The organism is Maritalea myrionectae DSM 19524 (assembly GCF_000423365.1).
Taxonomy (GTDB): domain Bacteria; phylum Pseudomonadota; class Alphaproteobacteria; order Rhizobiales; family Devosiaceae; genus Maritalea; species Maritalea myrionectae.
This window is the reverse complement of sequence record NZ_AUHV01000004.1, coordinates 267,956-288,035: the sequence shown is the minus strand read 5'-3', so window position 1 is coordinate 288,035 and position 20,080 is coordinate 267,956. Positions and strand designations below refer to the sequence as shown.

General features: G+C 51.9%; 22 protein-coding genes and 1 tRNA gene. 11 read left to right on the top strand and 12 right to left on the bottom strand.

Annotated elements, in window-relative coordinates:
- Positions 1–4 precede the first annotated feature (4 nt).
- The 4 genes from G549_RS0112740 (at position 5) to G549_RS21840 (ending at position 2,092) form a co-directional block, all read left to right on the top strand.
- Positions 5–742 (top strand): TerC family protein, encoded by a 738-nt coding sequence (locus G549_RS0112740; RefSeq protein WP_027835349.1) that lies wholly within the window; start codon positions 5–7, stop codon positions 740–742.
- Positions 743–1,711, top strand: coding sequence for a quinone oxidoreductase family protein (locus G549_RS0112735; protein WP_027835348.1), 969 nt, complete (start codon positions 743–745; stop codon positions 1,709–1,711).
- 71 nt (positions 1,712–1,782) lie between these two features.
- Positions 1,783–1,873: transfer RNA gene (locus G549_RS0112730), tRNA-Ser, on the top strand.
- A gap of 21 nt (positions 1,874–1,894) precedes the next feature.
- A complete protein-coding gene (locus tag G549_RS21840; protein ID WP_169449650.1) occupies positions 1,895–2,092 on the top strand; it encodes a hypothetical protein in 198 nt (65 codons plus the stop codon).
- Positions 2,093–2,419: 327 nt separating this feature from the next.
- Here the strand turns inward: G549_RS21840 and G549_RS0112715 are convergent, their stop codons facing one another.
- The 5 genes from G549_RS0112715 to G549_RS0112695 all read right to left on the bottom strand — a co-directional run bounded on the left by G549_RS0112715 (position 2,420) and on the right by G549_RS0112695 (position 6,855).
- Positions 2,420–3,592, bottom strand: coding sequence for a serine hydrolase domain-containing protein (locus G549_RS0112715; RefSeq protein ID WP_027835346.1), 1,173 nt, complete (start codon positions 3,590–3,592; stop codon positions 2,420–2,422).
- Positions 3,593–3,659: 67 nt separating this feature from the next.
- The gene (locus tag G549_RS20240) at positions 3,660–3,968 is read right to left on the bottom strand and encodes an ArsR/SmtB family transcription factor (RefSeq protein WP_169449649.1); all 309 of its coding nucleotides are present in this window, start codon (positions 3,966–3,968) and stop codon (positions 3,660–3,662) included.
- Positions 3,965–4,384 carry a helix-turn-helix domain-containing protein gene (locus G549_RS0112705; RefSeq protein WP_027835345.1) on the bottom strand — a complete coding sequence of 140 codons (420 nt, stop codon included), beginning with the start codon at positions 4,382–4,384 and terminating at the stop codon, positions 3,965–3,967. Before G549_RS0112705 ends, G549_RS20240 begins: the two co-directional genes overlap by 4 nt.
- A gap of 51 nt (positions 4,385–4,435) precedes the next feature.
- On the bottom strand, positions 4,436–5,071 hold the full coding sequence (locus tag G549_RS20235; RefSeq protein WP_156905553.1) for a Pr6Pr family membrane protein: 636 nt from the start codon (positions 5,069–5,071) through the stop codon (positions 4,436–4,438).
- A 257-nt stretch (positions 5,072–5,328) separates the two neighbouring features.
- On the bottom strand, positions 5,329–6,855 hold the full coding sequence (locus tag G549_RS0112695) for a cryptochrome/photolyase family protein (protein ID WP_027835344.1): 1,527 nt from the start codon (positions 6,853–6,855) through the stop codon (positions 5,329–5,331).
- A gap of 176 nt (positions 6,856–7,031) precedes the next feature.
- Between G549_RS0112695 and G549_RS0112690 the strand changes: the two genes are divergently transcribed.
- Genes G549_RS0112690 through folD form a run of 5 tightly spaced genes read left to right on the top strand, consistent with a single transcriptional unit; the run spans position 7,032 to position 11,991 of the window.
- Complete coding sequence (locus G549_RS0112690; protein ID WP_027835343.1) at positions 7,032–8,708, top strand: formate--tetrahydrofolate ligase; 1,677 nt, start codon at positions 7,032–7,034, stop codon at positions 8,706–8,708.
- Between the two features lie 8 nt (positions 8,709–8,716).
- A complete protein-coding gene (locus G549_RS21460; protein ID WP_051213773.1) occupies positions 8,717–9,421 on the top strand; it encodes a 5-oxoprolinase subunit B family protein in 705 nt (234 codons plus the stop codon).
- Entirely contained in the window at positions 9,414–10,316 is a 903-nt protein-coding gene (locus G549_RS0112680) for a 5-oxoprolinase subunit C family protein (RefSeq protein ID WP_027835342.1), read from the top strand. Before G549_RS21460 ends, G549_RS0112680 begins: the two co-directional genes overlap by 8 nt.
- Positions 10,313–11,089 (top strand): 5-oxoprolinase subunit PxpA, encoded by a 777-nt coding sequence (locus G549_RS0112675; protein ID WP_027835341.1) that lies wholly within the window; start codon positions 10,313–10,315, stop codon positions 11,087–11,089. The genes G549_RS0112680 and G549_RS0112675 overlap by 4 nt, the downstream gene beginning before the upstream one ends.
- Positions 11,089–11,991 carry a bifunctional methylenetetrahydrofolate dehydrogenase/methenyltetrahydrofolate cyclohydrolase FolD gene (gene folD / locus G549_RS0112670; RefSeq protein WP_027835340.1) on the top strand — a complete coding sequence of 301 codons (903 nt, stop codon included), beginning with the start codon at positions 11,089–11,091 and terminating at the stop codon, positions 11,989–11,991. Before G549_RS0112675 ends, folD begins: the two co-directional genes overlap by 1 nt.
- A 35-nt stretch (positions 11,992–12,026) precedes the next feature.
- On the opposite strand, the gene G549_RS0112665 is transcribed toward folD, so the two are convergent.
- Entirely contained in the window at positions 12,027–12,401 is a 375-nt protein-coding gene (locus G549_RS0112665) for a hypothetical protein (protein ID WP_246778376.1), read from the bottom strand.
- A 77-nt stretch (positions 12,402–12,478) separates the two neighbouring features.
- Here G549_RS0112665 and G549_RS0112660 point away from each other — a divergent pair, with 77 nt between their 5' ends.
- Positions 12,479–13,057 carry a TetR/AcrR family transcriptional regulator gene (locus tag G549_RS0112660; RefSeq protein WP_027835338.1) on the top strand — a complete coding sequence of 193 codons (579 nt, stop codon included), beginning with the start codon at positions 12,479–12,481 and terminating at the stop codon, positions 13,055–13,057.
- Here the strand turns inward: G549_RS0112660 and G549_RS0112655 are convergent.
- Genes G549_RS0112655 through bmt form a run of 6 tightly spaced genes read right to left on the bottom strand, consistent with a single transcriptional unit; the run spans position 13,054 to position 18,667 of the window.
- Positions 13,054–15,087 carry an ASKHA domain-containing protein gene (locus G549_RS0112655; RefSeq protein ID WP_027835337.1) on the bottom strand — a complete coding sequence of 678 codons (2,034 nt, stop codon included), beginning with the start codon at positions 15,085–15,087 and terminating at the stop codon, positions 13,054–13,056. The two genes, G549_RS0112660 and G549_RS0112655, sit on opposite strands and share 4 nt — an antisense overlap.
- An 8-nt stretch (positions 15,088–15,095) precedes the next feature.
- Positions 15,096–16,013, bottom strand: a complete 918-nt coding sequence (locus G549_RS0112650) for a methyltetrahydrofolate--corrinoid methyltransferase (protein WP_027835336.1) — start codon at positions 16,011–16,013, stop codon at positions 15,096–15,098.
- A 9-nt stretch (positions 16,014–16,022) separates the two neighbouring features.
- Positions 16,023–16,319 (bottom strand): virulence factor, encoded by a 297-nt coding sequence (locus G549_RS0112645; protein WP_027835335.1) that lies wholly within the window; start codon positions 16,317–16,319, stop codon positions 16,023–16,025.
- Position 16,320: 1 nt separating this feature from the next.
- Positions 16,321–16,938 (bottom strand): DUF1638 domain-containing protein, encoded by a 618-nt coding sequence (locus G549_RS20225; RefSeq protein ID WP_051213771.1) that lies wholly within the window; start codon positions 16,936–16,938, stop codon positions 16,321–16,323.
- A 16-nt stretch (positions 16,939–16,954) separates the two neighbouring features.
- Positions 16,955–17,641 (bottom strand): corrinoid protein, encoded by a 687-nt coding sequence (locus G549_RS0112635; RefSeq protein WP_027835334.1) that lies wholly within the window; start codon positions 17,639–17,641, stop codon positions 16,955–16,957.
- 27 nt (positions 17,642–17,668) lie between these two features.
- Positions 17,669–18,667, bottom strand: coding sequence for a betaine--homocysteine S-methyltransferase (gene bmt, locus G549_RS0112630; RefSeq protein WP_036222593.1), 999 nt, complete (start codon positions 18,665–18,667; stop codon positions 17,669–17,671).
- 238 nt (positions 18,668–18,905) lie between these two features.
- Here bmt and G549_RS21455 point away from each other — a divergent pair, with 238 nt between their 5' ends.
- Positions 18,906–20,033, top strand: a complete 1,128-nt coding sequence (locus G549_RS21455) for a septal ring lytic transglycosylase RlpA family protein (protein ID WP_051213769.1) — start codon at positions 18,906–18,908, stop codon at positions 20,031–20,033.
- The last annotated feature ends 47 nt before the right edge of the window (positions 20,034–20,080 follow it).

Genomic DNA, 20,080 nt, shown 5'->3' with positions numbered 1-20,080 from the left:
GCACATAATGGAATGGATATCTGATCCAGCGATATGGGCAAGTTTGGCCACGCTGACCGCGATGGAAATCATCCTCGGGATCGATAATATCGTCTTTATTTCCGTTCTGGTGTCTCGATTGCCCAAAGAACAGGCCGACAAAGCGCGCCAATTTGGGCTGGCGCTGGCGCTTGTCGCGCGCATTGTCATGCTGGTGCTGCTGGCGTGGATCATTGGATTGACCGCACCGCTGTTCACGATTTTCGCGCATGAGGTGTCCTGGCGCGATGTGATTCTGATCGGGGGCGGTTTGTTCCTCTTGTTCAAAGCCACACATGAAATTCACGGCGCGGTGGAAGACCCGGGCGGCGAAAGCTTAAAAAAGGCCGGGGCGTCGGCAACATTCATGGCGATCATTGGCCAAATCATCATTATCGATATGGTGTTTTCGGTTGATTCCATCGTCACCGCCATTGGCATGGCACAGCATGTGCCCGTGATGGTCGCGGCCGTCACCATCGCGATGTTTGTGATGTATATCGGCTCGATCCCCATCTCGAAGTTTATTGCCGAACATCCCACCACCAAAATGCTGGCGCTGGCTTTCTTGCTGCTGATCGGTATGTCGCTGGTGGCAGATGGCCTCGGCTTTCACATTCCGAAGGGCTATATCTATTTTGCCATGGCGTTCGCCACAGGCGTTGAAAGCATCAATATATTGATCAACATTCGCAAAAAGAAAATAAAAGCGGGAGAAGCATAAATGCAAAAGGTTGTCGTCGCCGAAACAGGTGGAAGCGAAAAACTCAATCTAGTGGATTTCGAACTAGAGGCACCGGGAGCGGGCGAGGTGCAATTGCGCCACACCGCCATTGGCCTCAACTTTATTGATGTCTATTTCCGTACCGGGCTTTATCCGGCAGAACTGCCCTTTACGCCTGGCATGGAAGCCGCTGGCGTGGTCGAGCAGGTGGGCGAGGGCGTCACCAACGTCAAGCCCGGAGATCGTGTGGTCTATTGCGGGGCCATTGGTTCATACGCAACACATCGCATCATCCCTGCTGAAAAGCTGGTGCCTATTCCAGAATCGATTTCAGATGAGGTTGCCGCAGCGTCACTTTTAAAAGGTTTGACAGCGCATTATTTGCTTTTCCTCACCTATGAGTTGAAAAAGGGTGATGCCATGTTTGTGCAGGCTGCCGCAGGCGGCGTTGGCTCAATTCTTTGCCAATGGGGCAAGCATTTGGGCGGCCATGTGATTGGCGCAGTCGGTTCTGATGAGAAGATGCCGCTCGCGAAAGCAAATGGCTGTGACGTGGTGATCAACTCGTCCAGAGAGGACTTTGTGGAAAAAGTGCGTGAAGCCACTGACGGGAAGGGCGTGCGCGTCGTCTATGATTCTTTGGGCAAGGACACGTTTGAACGTGGTTTGGATTGTCTTCAACCCCATGGCCTGATGGTGTCCTACGGCAACGCAACGGGACCCGTTTCGATCCCCGATCTCGGCATTTTGGCCCGCAAAGGCGCGCTACACGTGGTGCGGCCGATTCTTGCCGCCTACACAGGCACCTATGAAAAGCTAACCAACAACGCAAACGCGCTTTTTGACGTGATTGAAAAGGATATTGTGAAGGTCAATATTGGGCAAAAATTTGCACTGAAAGACATTGCGAAAGCCCATAACGCCTTGGAAAATCGAGAAACTACGGGCTCGACAATTATTTTGCCGTAAAATTTTGAAGAGATTGGTCTTTAAGCCCTTGCAACTGACCGCAAGGTGCGATAGATCACCTCTCACATTGCGGGTGGGTGGCAGAGCTGGTTGAATGCACCGGTCTTGAAAACCGGCGAGCGTGCAAGCGTTCCGGGGGTTCGAATCCCTCCCCACCCGCCATGTTACTTTTTCCGAAATTTTGTGGCTTTGAAACAACGCTTCTCCGTACGATGTGACGGTAGATTTAATTTTATGATGGCTAAAAACAACGATATAGGCATCATCGAAGCACGATTAAGCTATGAAGCTGCGATGATGTATTTCAATCACATCGATAGAAGCATAGTTTTGGGCTACCTTGATGATTTGATGCAGCAGGGTGTTTGGGCAGATTCTTAAATTGCGGCTAACAGATATTGCAAACGAGAAAATTGCTCCTTTGGATGGCTTAGTAGATTTATTCGACAGAATTTATTTCGAATATGATTTTCACTCTAAAAGTGAACATTGCTTGGGTGACTCACATGGAATTGAGCACTTGATTGATCTTTACCTATGCTATGATGATCTTATGGAAGGCCCCATCGAACTGGTGCGAAAAAAAAGCTGGATTTGATCAAATAATAAGAGATCTCAATTCAGAAATTTTGCAGCACGCCCGTGATTGGGCTGCTAAGCATTCCAGTTAATTTGACATAAAGACAGCTCACACTTTCTATTGCCAGATCACTCCACCGCCAGTTCTTCCCCAATCGCCCGAAATAACGCAATGGCTTCAATCTCATGGTTATGGAAACCAGGGTCCGCGCCTGTTTTAACAATCACGAGTTGCTTTTCTGGGTGGATATAGATCATTTGGCCCCAAATGCCGATGGCAGCAAAGTCTTGGGTGCGGCCTTCTGGCAGCCACCATTGGTGGTGATAACCCCAGGCATCATAGATTTGGCCGCGCTGTAGATAGGGTTCTGGTGCGGTCCGGATGTGATCGATCCAATCGGCATCGACGATTTGAGCATCGCCCACGCGCCCCATCTGACTGATCATCAAGCCAAAGCGGGCAAAGTCGCGCGGTGTGGCGTTAAGCGCCATAAAGCCAATCTCTGTGCCGTAAATGTCGGTGTTCCATGTCGCATCGTTGCCCATGCCGAGCGGCTGCCACAGCCTCGTTTCAACGAGCTCGCTGAGGCTTTTTTCATAAACAGCCATCAGCACCTGCGCCAACAGCTGTGTGTTGATGCTGGCATAGTAAAACGTCTCACCGGGCGCATTCTGGCTGCCATAGTTGGCCGTCACCGTTTTCAACGGCTGGAACTTCAGGAACAGGCGTTCGAATATGGTGTAGCTATCGGCGCTTTCATCTTCGTAGATTTCGGTAAACGCGATGCCGGAAGACATGTTCAGCACATGCTCAAGGCTGGCGCGGGCAAATCCGCTTTCGGCCATCTCCGGCAGATATTTCACCACCGGATCGTCAAAGCTGTCGATTTTGCCCTCCTGCCGCGCAATTTGCATCAGCGTCGCGACCACGGATTTAGCGACGGAGAAGGAGGTTGCACGGCTCTGCTGATCATATCCATGCCGATATTCCTCATGCACAATCGTGCCATCTTTGATCACCAGCAGCGATGTTGAGTTGGTGCGCGTGAGAAACTCTTCGCGCTGGCGTTGCGTGCCGTCGAACCGATAATTTGCCGCAATATCCCGCAACGCAACTGTCCACTCATGCCTATTGTCACCTGCCTTGATGGTGCGACTGGGAAACACTTTTTCCATATGTGCGAAATGGTGCAGGCGTTGGTCCGGAGAAAATAGTGTGAGCTTAGGCTCCAGATAAAGCGACCAAGTGCCAAAAACGATGGCGGCAAGAACCACCACAGTGCCAACAAACAACCTGCTCATACCTACACTCTTCGTAATTTCGGGAAAATACGAAATAATAGATATTTGAATGAATTGCAACCCAAACTCAACAGCAGGTCAGCCAGGTCTCAATATGGCGCAAAAACTGCGAAATGCCTTCTTTATTGACTTTATAGAACACAACATTGTCCGCACGGCGCGAGGTGAGAATGCCTGCTTTCTTCATCTGAGTCAGATGCTCAGAGACCGTGGAAATGGCAAGACCCGACTTTTCGGCAATTTCGCCCACTTTATGTTCACTCTTGTCCGTGAAGATTTCGAACAGAATCCGCTGTCGGTTTTTGTTGGCGAGTGCTTGGCAAAATTCCAACAAGGCGGCGTCAATTCCGCTCGAATTATTGAGATTATCCATCATAACTGCCGTCCCGATCTCTGCGTTTGGTGCCGCGGTGCACTGGCCACTTTCATAAGGCGTTGAAAAGTTAGGCATTGAAAATGGTCTTCATGCGGACACTCCGCTGCATGACGCAATCCGTCTCGCATGGCCTTTAGCTTTTCAATTTTCCGATCCAATTGTTCCGCTTTATGTTGAAGCTTTCCGCGATCTATCTTCACACTTTCTTTCGCCCCGAACATGTCTTTTATTTCATCCAGCGAAAACCCGGCGTTCTGGCCCAACGCAATAAGTGACAACCGCATTTCAGCGTCCGCATCAAACAAGCGCTTCAATCCTTTCCGCCCAACGGACTGGATGAGCCCCATTTCGTCATAATAACGCAGCTTGGAGGCGGGCAGGCCCGTCTTTTTAGACAGTTGGGCAATATCAATCATCAATAAGCTCCAGTTCACTTGAACTTGAGCTTATACAGTTTGGATGCAGAGCTAAAGTAATTTTGCCCGCGGCAATCGCCGTTCTAAAAGAATAAACAGGCTATAGAGCAGGCCGATGGACAAAAACAATGCAGCACTATTCAGCGCGGTGCGGCCAAATCCGAGTTCTGCCATATCCAAAAACGGGTAGGGGTATTCCCCAATCGCAAGGCCACGCGCCATGGCCCAAATCAAATACAGCACGGGCGGAAGGAGCATAGCAGGAATATCACCAAAGGTTGCGGCGTATTCACGGCGGAAAAGCACCCACCAAGCAAGATAAATTAGAGGTGTTATATAGTGCAGGCCGATATTGGCGATGGCGAAAAATCCTTCTGGCTGCCACAAGGGGGCAAGCACCAAATGATAAACAACCATCACAATCAAGATCAGCGCGGCCAACATGGTGCGCACATAAGCGCGTCGAAACCACGCAAAATGCGACCAGTCAAAGCGCGCAGAGATGTGCACTGCCAATACGCCGATATTGCTCAAAACGGTGAAAAAGGTCAGCAAAAACCATAACGCACCAAGCAGATTATCACCCAGTTCCAGCCGAGCCTGAATGGTGATGATAAATTGTAGCGTCAGGAAGCCGAAGCCTGCAAAAACACCGAACCAAGACAAAACGCGCGAAACACCAGACATCTCAATTTTCCAAACTAATAAAACTTTGCAAAGTTTATCCGGGATGGCGCCTTGCGCAAGCTCCGTTTTTGTTCGTGCACGAAGAAAAGCCATTGCATCAGGTGAGAGATCGCCGCCGCCAACTAGCGCAATTCATCATACTCAAGATCAACCTCCGATTCTCCGGCCAATGCGGCGGGTGGTCCGGCAAGATGTGAAAAATGGTGTATTCTGATTGCTGGCATAAATGCGCCTCTCACCGCATCAGCACAAGTTGCCTAGTCATCAAGCTGGCTCAGAAACCGTTCGGAATCGGAGGAGATCGCCTTGCGCTTTTCGTCGGTCATGCGGTTGAGCGTGCCATATGGATTGTTAAGGCGTGGATTGCCTTTCAGCTTTTCCTGATTGCGCGCAAAAAAATCCCAGTAGAGATAGTTGAAAGGACAGGCCTTTGGCCCGTTCTTTTGCGTCACCTTATAGGAGCAATTCTCGCAATAGTTAGACATGCGATTAATGTAGGCGCCGCTGGCCGCATAGGGCTTGCTGGCAAGCATTCCGCCATCCGCATATAGGATCATGCCCGTAACATTGGGCAGCTCAACCCACTCAAATGCATCGGCATAGACAATCAAGTACCACTCATTGACTTGTTTTGGATCTATCCCCGCCAGCAAGGCAAAATTGCCCAGCACCATCAAGCGATGAATATGATGAGCATATGCATTTTCTTTTGTTTCCAGAATGCACTGACGCAAGCAATTCATTTGCGTTTCGCCCGTCCAGAAAAACCAGGGCAAGTTCCGCTTTGCCTCCAGCGCATTTTCTTCAGCATATTCAGGCATTCTCAGCCAATAGATGCCGCGCACATATTCGCGCCAGCCCAAGATTTGCCGGATAAAACCTTCCACCGCATTGAGGGGCGCTTGCCCGTCATAATAAGCAAATTCGGCGCGTTTCACCACTTCATGCGGGTTGAGCAACCCGCAATTTAGATAAAAGCTTATGTGGCTGTGAAACATCCAGGGCTCGCCCTGAATCATCGCGTCCTGATAATCACCAAACCGGCTAAACCTTTCTTCAAAGAACTTATCCAAGGCATAAAGTGCCTGATCGCGGGTGACGGCGAAATAAAACGGTTCAAGATCGCCAAAATGATCGCCGAATCTGTCCGCCACCAGCGCGATACATTGCTGAGTTATCTCATCAATCTGCCCACGATAGGGCGCGGGCACATCCATGCCATCGCTGGGCGGCTTGCGGTTTTCTTGGTCATAATTCCACTTGCCGCCTTCGGGCTTGTCTCCATCCATCAATATCCGATTGTCTTGCCGCAACTGGCGATAGAAATATTCCATCCGCAGGCTTTTGCGCCCGTGGGCCCATTTCCTGAACCAGTCTGGCGACACGAAAAACCGATCATCCTCACGCATATCCACGTCAATATCGAACCGTTTGGACCAAGATTTGATCTCTTCCAACACGCGATATTCACCGGGTAAGGTGACAACCACTTTGTCAGGCGAAAACCGATCAAGAGCCCGCTTCACCTCGCCAGAAAACGATCCGGTATTCTTGGCATCGTCGAGCTGAACATAGGTAATCGGATACCCCTTTGCCTCAAGCTCATTCGCAAAATGCCGCATGGCTGAAAATAGAAATGCGATCTTCTTTTTGTGGTGCTTCACAAAAGTCGCTTCATCCCACACTTCGCACATCAAAATATGATCTTGAGCCGGATCGAACTCAGCCAGGCTGCTGATGTCGTGCGAAAGCTGATCACCGAGAATCAAGATGAGGTTGCGCATAGGTGGTCCTTGAGATCGAACTGAGCAAGTTTATGGCTGTTGCTTTGACTACGCTAGGGCAGCAAAGACAGATCAGGCAAAGGATTACCCGCAGTAACTCGGCTGTGCGCATTGGTGGGCTAGACAATTACAGTTCTAACGCGTTTAATCGGCTCAAAAAATCTGTGGGGACAGAAATGACATATAAATCAGATATTGAAATCGCGCGGGCAGCGCGCAAGCAACCAATTGCGCAAGTTGGTGAAAAACTTGGCATTCCATCAGACCATCTTTTGCCTTTTGGGCATGACAAAGCCAAAGTTTCTCAAGAGTTTATCAAATCCCAAGCCAATAAAGAGGATGGCAAGCTAATCCTGGTCACCGCCATCAACCCAACCCCTGCGGGGGAAGGCAAAACCACGACCACGGTGGGCTTGGGCGATGGGCTAAATGCCATCGGTAAAAACGCCGCAATTTGTATTCGTGAACCGTCGCTCGGCCCATGCTTTGGCATGAAAGGCGGTGCCGCTGGTGGCGGTTATGCGCAGGTCGTACCGATGGAAGACATCAATCTCCATTTCACGGGCGATTTTCACGCCATTACATCGGCGCACAATTTGCTGTCAGCCATGATCGACAACCATGTTTATTGGGGCAATGCCGAAGAAATTGACGTGCGTCGCATTACATGGCGGCGGGTGTTGGATATGAATGATCGCGCCTTGCGTTCGGTCGTCACATCTTTGGGTGGTGTCACCAATGGTTTCCCCCGGGAAGCCGGGTTCGACATCACAGTGGCATCCGAAATCATGGCCATCCTTTGTTTGGCAGAAGATCTGGAAGATCTGCAGCGGCGCTTGGGCAATATCATCGTCGCCTATCGTCGCGACCGGACGCCAGTTTATTGCCGTGACATCAAGGCAGATGGCGCCATGACGGTGTTGTTACAACAAGCCATGCAGCCCAACCTTGTGCAAACACTGGAAAACAATCCCGCCTTTATTCACGGTGGCCCGTTCGCCAACATTGCCCATGGCTGCAACTCTGTTATCGCCACCAAAACAGCACTAAAACTCGCCGACTATGTGGTCACAGAGGCAGGCTTCGGTGCCGATTTGGGCGCAGAGAAGTTCTTTGACATCAAGTGTCGCAAGGCGGGACTATCGCCCAACGCGGTGGTCGTGGTGGCCACGGTGCGCGCCCTTAAGATGAATGGCGGCTTGGCCAAAGACGAGTTGGGCGGTGAAAATGTTGAGGCGCTCAAAAAAGGGTGTGCCAACCTTGGACGCCACTTGGAAAACATCAAAAAATTTGGTGTGCCCGCCGTCGTTGCCATCAATCATTTCGTCACCGACACTGATGCAGAAGTTGAAGCTCTTAAAGCCTATGTTGAAGGACAAGGCGCGAAAGCGATTTTGTGCCAGCATTGGGAGCACGGCTCGGAGGGAACAAAAGCCCTGGCAGCGCATGTGGTCGACATGATCGACAATTTCGAAGGTCAATTTGCGCCGCTATACGCCGATGATTTGGGCCTTGCGGCAAAAATTGAAACCATCGCCAAAGAGATTTACCGTGCTGATGAGGTCGTGATCGATAAAAAAATCGCGACGCAATTGAAAAATTGGGAAAAAGCGGGATATGGCGCCTTGCCAATCTGCATGGCGAAAACGCAATATTCCTTCACGACAGATCCAAACGAACGTGGCGCACCAACAGGACATTCGATTCCAGTGCGCGAAGTGCGTTTATCGGCAGGGGCTGGGTTCATCGTGGCAATTTGCGGTGAAATCATGACCATGCCAGGCTTGCCGAAAGTACCATCGGCAGAAGCGATCAAATTGGATGAGGCCGGTCAAATAGAGGGGTTGTTCTAAGGCAATATATGAGTGAATCAGAACCACATACGCCGCCTCGCGCACGCATAAAATTGCAACCGCTGGGCGATAAAGCCATTCTTGTGGTTTTTGATACGCAATTGCGCCTGAACGCCAATCGGCAAGCCATCCAATTTACGCAATTGGTTCAAGAAAAATTGGCACCCTATATCGTGGGTGCCAATTCCAATTTGTTGTCCTGCTTGGTGCGGTACAATCCCAAACGCACCAGCTTTTCGGTGTTGCGACAAGAGCTGCAAATGCTGCTTGCTTCCTTTGATTTGGAAAAGGAACGGCCGCAAATCGGCACTGATCCAAAATTGATCACAGTTTCTTATGGCGGGGAGAATGGACCGGATTTCGACGCTGTACATCGTGATCTCAAACTAACTGGTCAAGATTTCATCGCCCAGCACACAGCCAATGTACTTGATGTGTTGGCCTTAGGGTTTTCCCCCGGGTTTGTGTATTTGGGTTTGCATGAAAATTGGCAGCACTATCCGCGGCGGGCGCAAATGCGCGAGAATGTCCCGCCGGGGTCAGTTTTGTTTGCCGCGGGGCAAACAGCGATCACCAGTGTGCCCATCCGCACAGGTTGGAGTGTGATAGGCCACTGCCATCTGAACAATTTCGATTTGCAGCGCGACCCGCCAGTGCAGCTTTGTCCCGGTGATGTGGTGCAATTTCAATCTGCGGAGGCCGATAATGTCTAAGATCGTGCTTCAGCGTGTATCTCCCCATTCAACCGTACAAGATGCGGGGCGTGACGATGGCCTCAAATATGGTGTTTCCGCCAGTGGGCCGATGGATCGTCCAGCCTTTTATCAAACTGTTCAACTGTTGGGTGAAGGCGCGCCAACCGCATTGGAATTCACCATGCTGGGCCTCGCCTTTAGTTTTCACGGCGAGCCGGCGATGATGGCGGCGGCGGGCGGCGAATTTATGTGCACCATCAACGGCATCCAGCAATCTTGGCCGCTTAAGGCGCAGCTTGAGGATGGCGACCAGGTCGACATCAAAACCGGACCATCTGGCATGTATGGCTATGTCCGCTTTGACCGGGACATCGACGCGCCAACAATATTGGGCAGCAAGGCCACCAATCTTGCGGCGCAAATTGGCGGACTTGATGGAAAACCACTCTCCATTGGCGATGTCATCCCGCTTGTTGATGGCGATAAAATCACCACGGACATAAACTATGGCGAAGTGCCTTTGATTGAACCGGATGCAGACATTGTCTTGCGCGTGTTGCCCGGCTTGCATGCGGACCTTTTGGGCAAGGGGTCATGGCAAAGCCTGTTCCAAAGCCCGTTTGAAATCTCCGCTTCAACTGATCGTATGGGCGTGCGCCTGAATGATCCTGATAACCGGTTTTCCGACATTGAAAAGCTCGGGCTGGTGTCTGATGCTGTGGTGCCCGGAGATATACAGATATTGGGTGAGGGCACGCCGGTGATTTTGATGCGCGACCATCAGCCCACTGGTGGCTATCCACGAATTGCAACATTAATCGATAAAGACCTTGACCGTGCGGCCCAATTGCGGCCAAACACCCGCATCAGATTTCAGTCCATCAGCTTAGAGAAAGCGCAGCAGCTCTTATGACGCAATCGCCCATCACCAGCATTGATCTAAATGCGGATTTGGGCGAGGGCGCCGGAACCGACGAAGCGCTAATGCCGCTGATTTCCAGCGCAAACATCGCCTGTGGCGGTCACGCAGGTGATGAGGAAACCATGGCACGTTCCATCGGTTTAGCTTTAGCCCACAATGTGTCGATCGGCGCACATCCGGGGTTTGAAGACAAAGAGAACTTTGGCCGTACCCGCCTCAACCTTTCATTTGATCAGCTCCGCGATCAATTGTTGCGTCAACTGGATCGGTTTCAATCTTTGGCAGCGGCACAAGGCACCAAAGCGCGTTACGTAAAGGTACACGGCGCACTGGCCAATATGGCCGCGGAGCAGGCTGAAACAGCAGATCATGTAATGCGCATTATCCGCGAGTTTGACCCAAATCTAAGCATCTTAGCGCTGGCCAATTCCGAACAGACCAAGGCGGCAAAGGCGCACGGTCTAAAGGTTTATGATGAAGCGTTTGCGGATCGCGCCTATACAGCTGACGGCCAATTGGCGTCGCGCAGCTTGGATGGCGCGGTATTGCATGATGTCCTGCACATCACAAAACACATTCAAAACATTGTTCAAAAACAGGGCGTAGTCGCCCTCGATGCGCAGTTTGTGCCCCTGCGCGCACAATCAATTTGTGTGCATGGGGATACCCCGGATTCAGTCGCCATTGTTGCGGCAATTGTTCAGGCCTTGGCCGAGCAAAACATTGAAATAAAATCGTTTCTAGATTCTCAAGGAGACACTTGATGACCGCCCAGATTATTGATGGCAAGGCATTCGCGCAGCAATTGCGCCGCCGCATTGCAGACCATGTTGAGCGCCTGAAAACCGAGCATGGGCTAACCCCGGGTTTGGCCGTTGTGATTGTCGGTGAAGATCCGGCGAGCCAGGTCTATGTGAATTCAAAGTCCAAGCAGACAAAAGAAGTGGGCATGAATTCATTCAAATATGAATTGCCCAAAGATACTGGCGAGGCCGAGCTGCTCAAATTGATTGATGAACTCAATGAGCGCGATGACGTCAATGGCATCCTCGTTCAATTGCCCGTGCCCGATCATATTGATGCTGATAAAATCATCAAACGCATTAGTCCCGCCAAGGATGTGGATTGCTTCACGCCGGAAAATGTGGGGCGTTTGGCCATCGGCCTGCCTGGCCCGGTTTCATGCACACCCTTGGGCAGCCTAATGCTGCTCCGCGATCAATTGGGCAAATTGGAAGGTATGAACGCGGTTATTATCGGCCGTTCCAACCTTGTGGGCAAACCCATGTCTCAGCTTTTGCTGCGCGACAATTGCACGGTCACCGTCGCCCATTCGCGCACTAAGGATTTGCCAGGGCTTTGCCGCACAGCGGATATCATTGTTGCCGCTGTGGGTCGGCCGGAAATGATCAAAGGCGATTGGATTAAACCGGGCGCGACCGTGATTGATGTGGGCATCAACCGTGTCGACGCGCCAGAAAAAGGCGAGGGCAAAACCAAGCTCGTGGGTGACGTTGAATATGCTGAGGCCGCGAAAGTGGCTGGCGCAATCACCCCGGTCCCCGGTGGCGTTGGTCCCATGACCATTGCTTGTTTGCTGGCCAACACCATCACAACAACCTGCTTGGCCAACGACCTCACACCACCAAGCGACCTTACCGCCTAGGACAGCTATATCAGGGCCGCTTTTGCGGCCCTTTCTTATGGACGCAACGCGCGCACATTGGCAAAAACGATATAGAGCGTGCAAAGCTGCCCGAAGACAACAGCGGGCCACACCAGCGGAAATTGCGGGTCCAAATATTTTTGCGGTCCAAATGACACCATTGCGAGCAACGCGGCCAATAGGCCCAATGCCCGGCCTGCCGCGCCATTCAGCGGCCCGATAATCAGAGCGCTTGCAGCAATGGACAGGCTTACCGACAAAAACGGACCGATGCCTGAAATTGGAATGATGGCAGGTGGATGCGGCGCAATTTGTGCATAAAGAGACCCCAGCATGACCAATTGTATAATGATCAAACCGGCGAGGGCGGCTGTAGTGTGTTTCGTCAATTGTGCGTTGAGCATAGACATAAGAACCTCAATAACGTAATTTTATGTACGGATAACAATAAACGTAATGATGTGTACGGAAAAATCAAGGAATTTTGGTGAAACGCGAAAATAAAGATGCGCGAATGGCTGAAATTGAGGCGGCGGCCTACGCGCTGCTCGCCAAATTCGGCTATGAAAACATATCGATGTTGAAAATCGCGAAAGCGGCCAAAGCGTCGAATGAGACACTCTATAACTGGTATGGTGACAAAAAAGGGCTGTTTGCAGCCATGATCCGCCGCAATGCCAGCGCGACCCTGTCTGCGCTTGACGACAGCACGCTCGACCAGGATGTCCCCGAAGTGGTGCTCCAACGCGCGTCAAAGACGTTATTGACCATGCTGATGAGTGCCAATGCAATTGCACTGAACAAGGCGGCAGCGGGCGATGCCACTGGTGAGTTGGGTCAGGTGCTCAATGAGGAGGGTCGACGTAAAGTTGCGCCAAAATTCCTGCCGCTGATAGAGCACCTCAATACGGCAAAACCCGCAGCGGAAACGCTGGAAATTTACCTATCGGTGCTGATCGGTGACTGGCAGATCAAGCGGGTGATCGGCGTGATGGCCGCGCCAGAAAGTACGGAAATTAGCTCGCGCATCGAGCGCGCGATCCGAGTGGTGCAAAACCTGAGCTAGCGTCTCTCGCGCCGACGTCCGCGCCGTTTTGGCTTATCGCCTGCTGCAGCCGTTTTTGAAACAAATGCGTCCATCTTGAAATGGGCACGTGTAAGCGGAAAGGCGTCGGTGCTGTTGGGAATGCCCATGGCATCAACAAAATGCTGTTGAAATGCGGGTTCCAGCGCGGTCTCGATCTTGGTCACCGTTTGCGCGGTGTCCTCAATGGAGCGGCGTTCGCCACGGCTGAGCAGCGCCCGCAAGGCACCTTGTCCGGCAGCGTTGCCAACGGCCCGTACATTTGCGACATCACAATCAGGCACCAACCCAAGCAACATCGCGTAGGCCGGGTCAATATAGGAGCCAAACGCACCAGCCAGTTTGATTTCACCCAGCGTTTGCAACTCGGCCTTGTCCATCAATAGCTTGACGCCAGCATAAAGCGCTGCCTTGGCCAGCTGGATTGCACGCACATCATTTTGCGTCACCACGAGCCGCGGTGTACCTTCGCGCACCACAAACGACCATGTACGGCCATTTTCCACCAACACCGCTTTTTCGGCGTCAGTTTCGGGCGCACGAATAATGCCATCATCAGTCAAAATGCCTGCCAACCGCATTTCGCCAATTATCTCGATGATACCTGAGCCGCAAATGCCCGTCACACCTGTGGTTTGCACTGACTCGTTAAAGCCATCTTCGTCGGACCATTGTTCCGTGCCGATCACTTTGTAGCGGCAGGAAAGATCGTCCCGATTGATGCGAATGCGCTCAATCGCCCCCGGCGCAGCCCGTTGTCCGCAAGAGGTTTCCGCCCCTTCAAAGGCAGGTCCCGTCGGTGAGGATGCCGCAAATAGCTGCTTGCCGTTCCAAAGCGCAATTTCCGCGTTCGTGCCCACGTCAACAATCAGTGTCGGGGCTTCGTTTTCCTGTGGCCGCTCCGCCAGCAACACTGCCGCCGCATCTGCGCCCACATGACCCGCGATCAGCGGCAGCAAATAGGTCTGCGTGCCCTTGGGCAGATCAAGACCGATCTCATGGGCCGGCACATGCACGGGGGTTGATTGCACCAACGCAAAGGGCGCTTGCCCGATTTCGGTAGGGTCCCAGCCCAAAAATAGATGATGCATCACCGGGTTCGCCACAAAAACGCAGTCCAGCAAATGCGAACGTTTGCGGCCAGAAATGTCCAGCAATTGTCCGATCAGCGAATTGACCGCATTGATAACGGCTTTGTTCAAATCGTCCTGACCGCGCTCGTTCATCATCACATAGGACACGCGTGACATGAGGTCTTCGCCAAAACGGATTTGCGGATTGGCAACTCCAGCGGAAGCGAGGATTTCACCCGTAGAGAGGTCGGTGAGGTGGGCGGCAATGGTTGTGGACCCAATATCCACGGCAATGCCGCTCATTTCATCACTTAGGCCTTCATAAAGGGCAACGATCTCAGGTTGAGGTCCATCCAAATGTACAGCGGCGGTCACTTCCCAATTGCCGCGGCGCAAAATCTTTTGCAGCTCCGCCTTTAAATGATGCTGAATGTGTAGGTTGCTGATGTCGAACTGCCGCTCAATCGCCTGACAAAGCCGATCGCCATCGCCCAGCGGATTATGCATATCTGGCTGGTCCAGCTCCACATAGCAAAGCCTGATCGCTGGATCGCGCAACATGCCCAACGTGTTGGCATCCTTGCGGATCGTTTGGCCGGCAACGCGGAACGCGTCGGGTATATCGATCACGATATCCCCCTGCAACGTGGCCGAGCAAGAAAGACGCATGCCCGGTTCCAGCCCGCGCTTTTGGTCATAGCGTTCTTCTTTAAAGCCCTTTGGGGATAAGCCTTCTTCGCTGCTTTCAATACCAAACTTGGCAAACTTGCCGCTCGCGACACTCACCTGGCATTTGCCACAAATGCCGCGCCCGCCACACACGCTTTCCACATACACGCCTAGCTCGCGAGCAGCATCCAATATGGGGGTGCCGACGGGAAAGCGGCCTTTGCGGCCGGAAGGCTGGAAAACAAGCAATGCATCTTGGGGCGCGGTCATAAAATCTCCTATCCGCGTGCGCGACGACGGCCTGAACGACGACGGCGGCCGCCAGCTTCGCCATCTTCACCCTCAGGGGCAGCGGGGCGGTTTGCGCGAAGCCATTCGCCACAATCCGGGTCAAAGCCATTCAACACATTGGCAGCGCGAATGGCTTCCATTTGTTCTTTGTGGGTTGCACCCATAATGGCCGAGGTCAAGCCGTGGCCAGCGGCCATGGCCAGAAAATGGCCCGTCATCAACTGGCGATTTGGAATGCCGAAGCCAACATTGGAGGCGCCACAAGTCGTGTTGACCTGCAATTCCTCGCGCAAGCGCCGCAACAATGCAAATACTTGACGGCCTGCATCATTCATCGCGCCTATGGGCATCACCAACGGATCAACCACCACGTCTTCCTTCGGAATGCCATGGTCTTGCGCACGCTCCACGATCTTTTTCGCGACCTCGTACCGCACATTCGGATCCGTCGAGATACCTGTTTCATCATTGGAGATGGCCACAACCGCCGCGCCATATTTCTTCACAAGCGGCAGCACACGCTCAAGGCTTTCGTCTTCACCCGTCACGGAGTTCACCAAAGGCTTCCCCTGATAAACCGAAAGCCCGGCTTCCAGTGCGTCAATAATGGAGCTATCGATTGAAATCGGCACATCGGTGATCGATTGAACAAGCTGAATACATTCGGCCAAGATTTTTGGCTCATCGGCCAGAGGCACACCCGCGTTCACATCCAACACATGAGCGCCGGCAGCAACCTGTGCCAGTGCGTCTTTTTCTACGGTGGAGTAATTATGTTCTTTCATCTCCGCCGCCAGCTTTTTACGGCCAGTCGGGTTGATCTTTTCACCAATCACGCAAAATGGCTGGTCAAACCCAATGATCACTTCTTTTGTCGGTGAGCTTAAAACAGTACGTACAGTCATGAGTGTCCCTTAGTGATTGCGGCCGCCATTTTGGGCCAATTGTGCAAGTGTTTTTGTCGGATATTGGTCTTCCAATTCGCTGGCGATGCGCTCAAGCGCGTCCTCCGGCGCTTCATCACCAATATCAATATCTTCGCGGCGCCATTCTTCTAGATAGCTGTCATCATCCGCAGCGCCTGACACCATGGCAGCTTTATCAACGGCCACCATAAACCGATCGGCGAGGGGGCGTTTTTTCGCTTTCCGACCCTTGCCGAAACTGAGTTGGGTGGGGATGTCGCGCCAATAAATAATCGTCAAATTCATGTCAGCTTACCTTGTTTAGAAAAGGTTCGAGTTCACCATATCCCGTGTCGCGTATTTCAAGCCGCAACCCCAGGCGCATTGCAGCGTGTAAGGCTTTCTCATTCAGTTTTGCATCATTCGATTGGCGCAGATACATCAAACGTGTGTAGTTCCCGAAATAGGCATCACGCAATTCAGGGTGGCGATCCAGCCCCAATGATTTAAAGACCAGCGTATCAAACTGCCGTACCAAATAGTCAGTCAGATAAAAGGTGCCGGGCTCGAGATCATGAACCACGTCAAATTCATCCAGGCCCAAAAAGAACGCGTAGCAATGTGCGCCTTCAAGCCGCGTGGCGCCGTATTTTTCGATCACGGGATCAAGTTTGCCCGCTGTGCCACAATCGGCATACCCGACCAACAATTGATCACATTGCGGCGCCAACTCAGCCAAAGCTTCATCAACGGCCGCTGGAATATCAATTGGTCGATTGTGCAAAGCGGCGGGCAGAAACTTCAATTGCCAATGATCGCCGTCCAACTGTTTTTGCAAATGCAAAATCTCACGCGCCAAAGCACCGCAGGAAACAATCCCTACGCTAAACTTCTCATGTTTTGCTTTAGCATTCTGATTTAGCATTTTGTTTTGTAACTATTTATGCTTGCTGGGTTAGGAGGCGTTTCGCCGTTTCAACAGCCACCGCCGCGTCTCTGCAATAGGCATCGGCACCAATGGCTTCGCCAAACTCTTCATTGAGTGGCGCACCACCAACAATCACGATCAGCTCATCGCGAATGCCTTTTTCTTTCAGCGTTTCAATCACCACTTTCATGTAGGTCATGGTGGTGGTTAGAAGCGCGGACATGCCCAAAATATCTGGCTTATGTTCTTCGATGGCGGCAAGAAACTGGTCCACATCTGTGTTGATGCCCAGATCAATCACCTCAAAACCAGCGCCTTCCATCATCATACCCACAAGGTTTTTGCCGATATCGTGGATATCGCCCTTTACTGTGCCGACAACCATCTTGCCCATTTTCGGGGCACCGGTTTCGGTGAGCAGGGGACGCAGAATAAACATGCCTGCCTTCATGGCGTTGGCAGCAAGCAACACTTCAGGCACAAACAAAATGCCGTCACGGAAGTCGTCACCCACGGTTTTCATGCCTTTGACCAACACTTTGGTCAAAATGTCATAGGGCGCCCAACCACGCTCAAGGAAGATGTTGACGCCTTCTTCGATCTCTTCTTTGAGACCGTCATAAAGGTCGTCTTGCATCTGCTCAGAAAGCTCTTCGTCGCTCAGTTCAGAAAGAATGATATCGTCTTCTTCATCCGACATATGTGTACCCTTAAATGCTGATGAACGTTACGAGCGGCGACGCCGACGGTTGCTACGCTCTGATTTTTTATCTGATTTCGGCGAAACCAACGGACCTAAAGTCTCGATAATCTCGGCAGCTGTTGGGGCGTCGCCACCATTGTGGGTGCGCACCGCGTCGGCCATGGCTTTCACATGTGCCGGGCTGTTGCCGCAACATCCACCAATAATTGAAACACCCAAATTCATCGCCAGTTTGGCGTAGTCGGCCATCAACTCAGGAGAGCCTGAATAGACCACCTTGTCTCCGGCAATTTTAGGAATGCCCGCATTGGCCTTGGCGACAACAGGAATGCCATCTGCATTGGCCACCATATCAATCGCTGCAACCAGCAGGTCAGAAGCACCAACACCGCAGTTTGAACCAAAAGCTGTTGGACGCGGGTCCTTCGCGGCCATCTGGCCCGCAAAAGCAGAAGGGGAGAGCCCCATCATCGTGTTCCCGGCTGTGTCAAAGCTTGCGGTCACAACATAATCCAGCCCGACTTTATTGGCCGCTTCAATTGCCGCGTCGATTTCCTCGGGCGAGGACATGGTTTCGATCCATGCCACATCAACACCACCCTGCTTCAGGCCCGTCACTTGTTCTTCAAAAGCTTCAACCGCGCCTTCATATGTCAACTCACCGAGCGGAAACAAAAGATCCCCCGTCGGGCCAACAGAACCTGCCACCACAATTTCGCGGCCTGATTTGGCCACCAAATCACCAGCGATCTCTGCGGCGGCTTTATTGACTTCAACAACCCGATCTTGAAGATCATGAAGATGCAGCCGACGGGCAGTTCCGCCAAAGGAGTTCGTCACCAAAATATCGGAACCAGCATCAATGAAAGACTGGTGCAACTTTTGAATCCGATCGATATGATCAAAGTTCCACGCCTCGGGGGCCTGGCCAGAATCAAGGCCCATTGGAATCAGGTTTGTGCCGGTGGCGCCATCCGCCAGCAAAATGCCTTTTTCCTTCAAAAGTTTGTTTAGCTTATTCATGCTGATCCTTCTTGGTCCGCTTGTGTTGTGGTGTCATATCATATTTGGGATATAAAGAAACCTTTATATCCTTAAAAAGTGAATTTTCCTTTATTTGGCCACATCTGTGCCGCATTCTTTCTAGAATAGGGCTAAATTAAATAATTCGAAACCATGTAGCCAATGCACGGTGGGCAAATCCTCTAAAAATGCGTTATGATATTTCGTACAATTTGAAGTTATAACCCGAATGCGCATAATGAATAAAACAAACAAAAATGTGCGCGCGATCGCCGCGCTCGTGATCAGCTTGCCCGTGTTGGCTGCCTGCGGCAACAGCAGCAGCTGGTTGAGCAAGAACATCAACACAAAGACCAAGTTCTCCTCCTCAGAATATGGGGTCGCTGCGTCACCGCGGCTGACCACTGGTTCAAAGGTGCGTAAAGGCGGCGGACGCTACCAAGTAGGTAAACCCTACAAAGTGGCCGGCCGTTGGTATCGCCCACAGGAAGATCCCAATTACGACAGTGTTGGTCGTGCGTCGTGGTATGGGCCAAATTTCCATGGCCGCTTGACCGCTAACGGCGAAATCTTCGATCAGAATCATTTGAGTGCTGCTCACCCAACATTGCCGCTGCCATCTTATGTGCGCGTGACCAATTTGGATAACGGCCGCTCTGTGGTCGTGCGGGTAAACGATCGTGGGCCATTTGCCCATGGGCGTGAAATTGATTTGTCCAGCCGCACAGCTGATGTTCTCGATTTCAAAAACCAAGGCACCGCGAAAGTGCGGGTGCAATATGTTGGTCGTGCGCCGCTTGAAGGCGACGATTCACGCTTCTTGATGGCCAGCATCAATGCACCAACCGAAATGGAGCGGAATGGCAATACCCGCCTGGCATTCGCCAATTCAGATCAATTGCAACCGATCCAAACAGCTGCTCTGGCACCACAAAATGTGCCAGCACCCCCATCACGCACGAGCTTGCAATCGCTTCAAGGCGGCAACAATGGCTTGGCCGGTGATGCAGCCTATGATTCCTTGTTCTCGTCTTATGCCGATACAACAAATGTTGTGAATGAGGCCCATGCGGCGGCTAACGTAATGGCCAGCCAAGATAATGGCTTGACGCAATGGCAGCAGAGCATGGATCTTGACGCGCGTAGCATCAACAAGACCCTCGGTTTTGAAACAGATCCGAACGCCGCCCATGAATTGGCTGTAAAATTTGCACAAATTGCAGCTGTGCGCACGGTTCCAGGAACGCAGAATGGCCGCAAAGGCTATGGCGTTTTGGTTGAAACATTGCGCCCCGGCGTCACCAAGCAAGATTTACTACAATTGACCCGGAGTCTTGGCCTCGACGAATTCCTCCTATATGAATAAGGCAATGGCGCCAATCATTTGGCGCCAATTCGTTGCCGTTTAGGGGA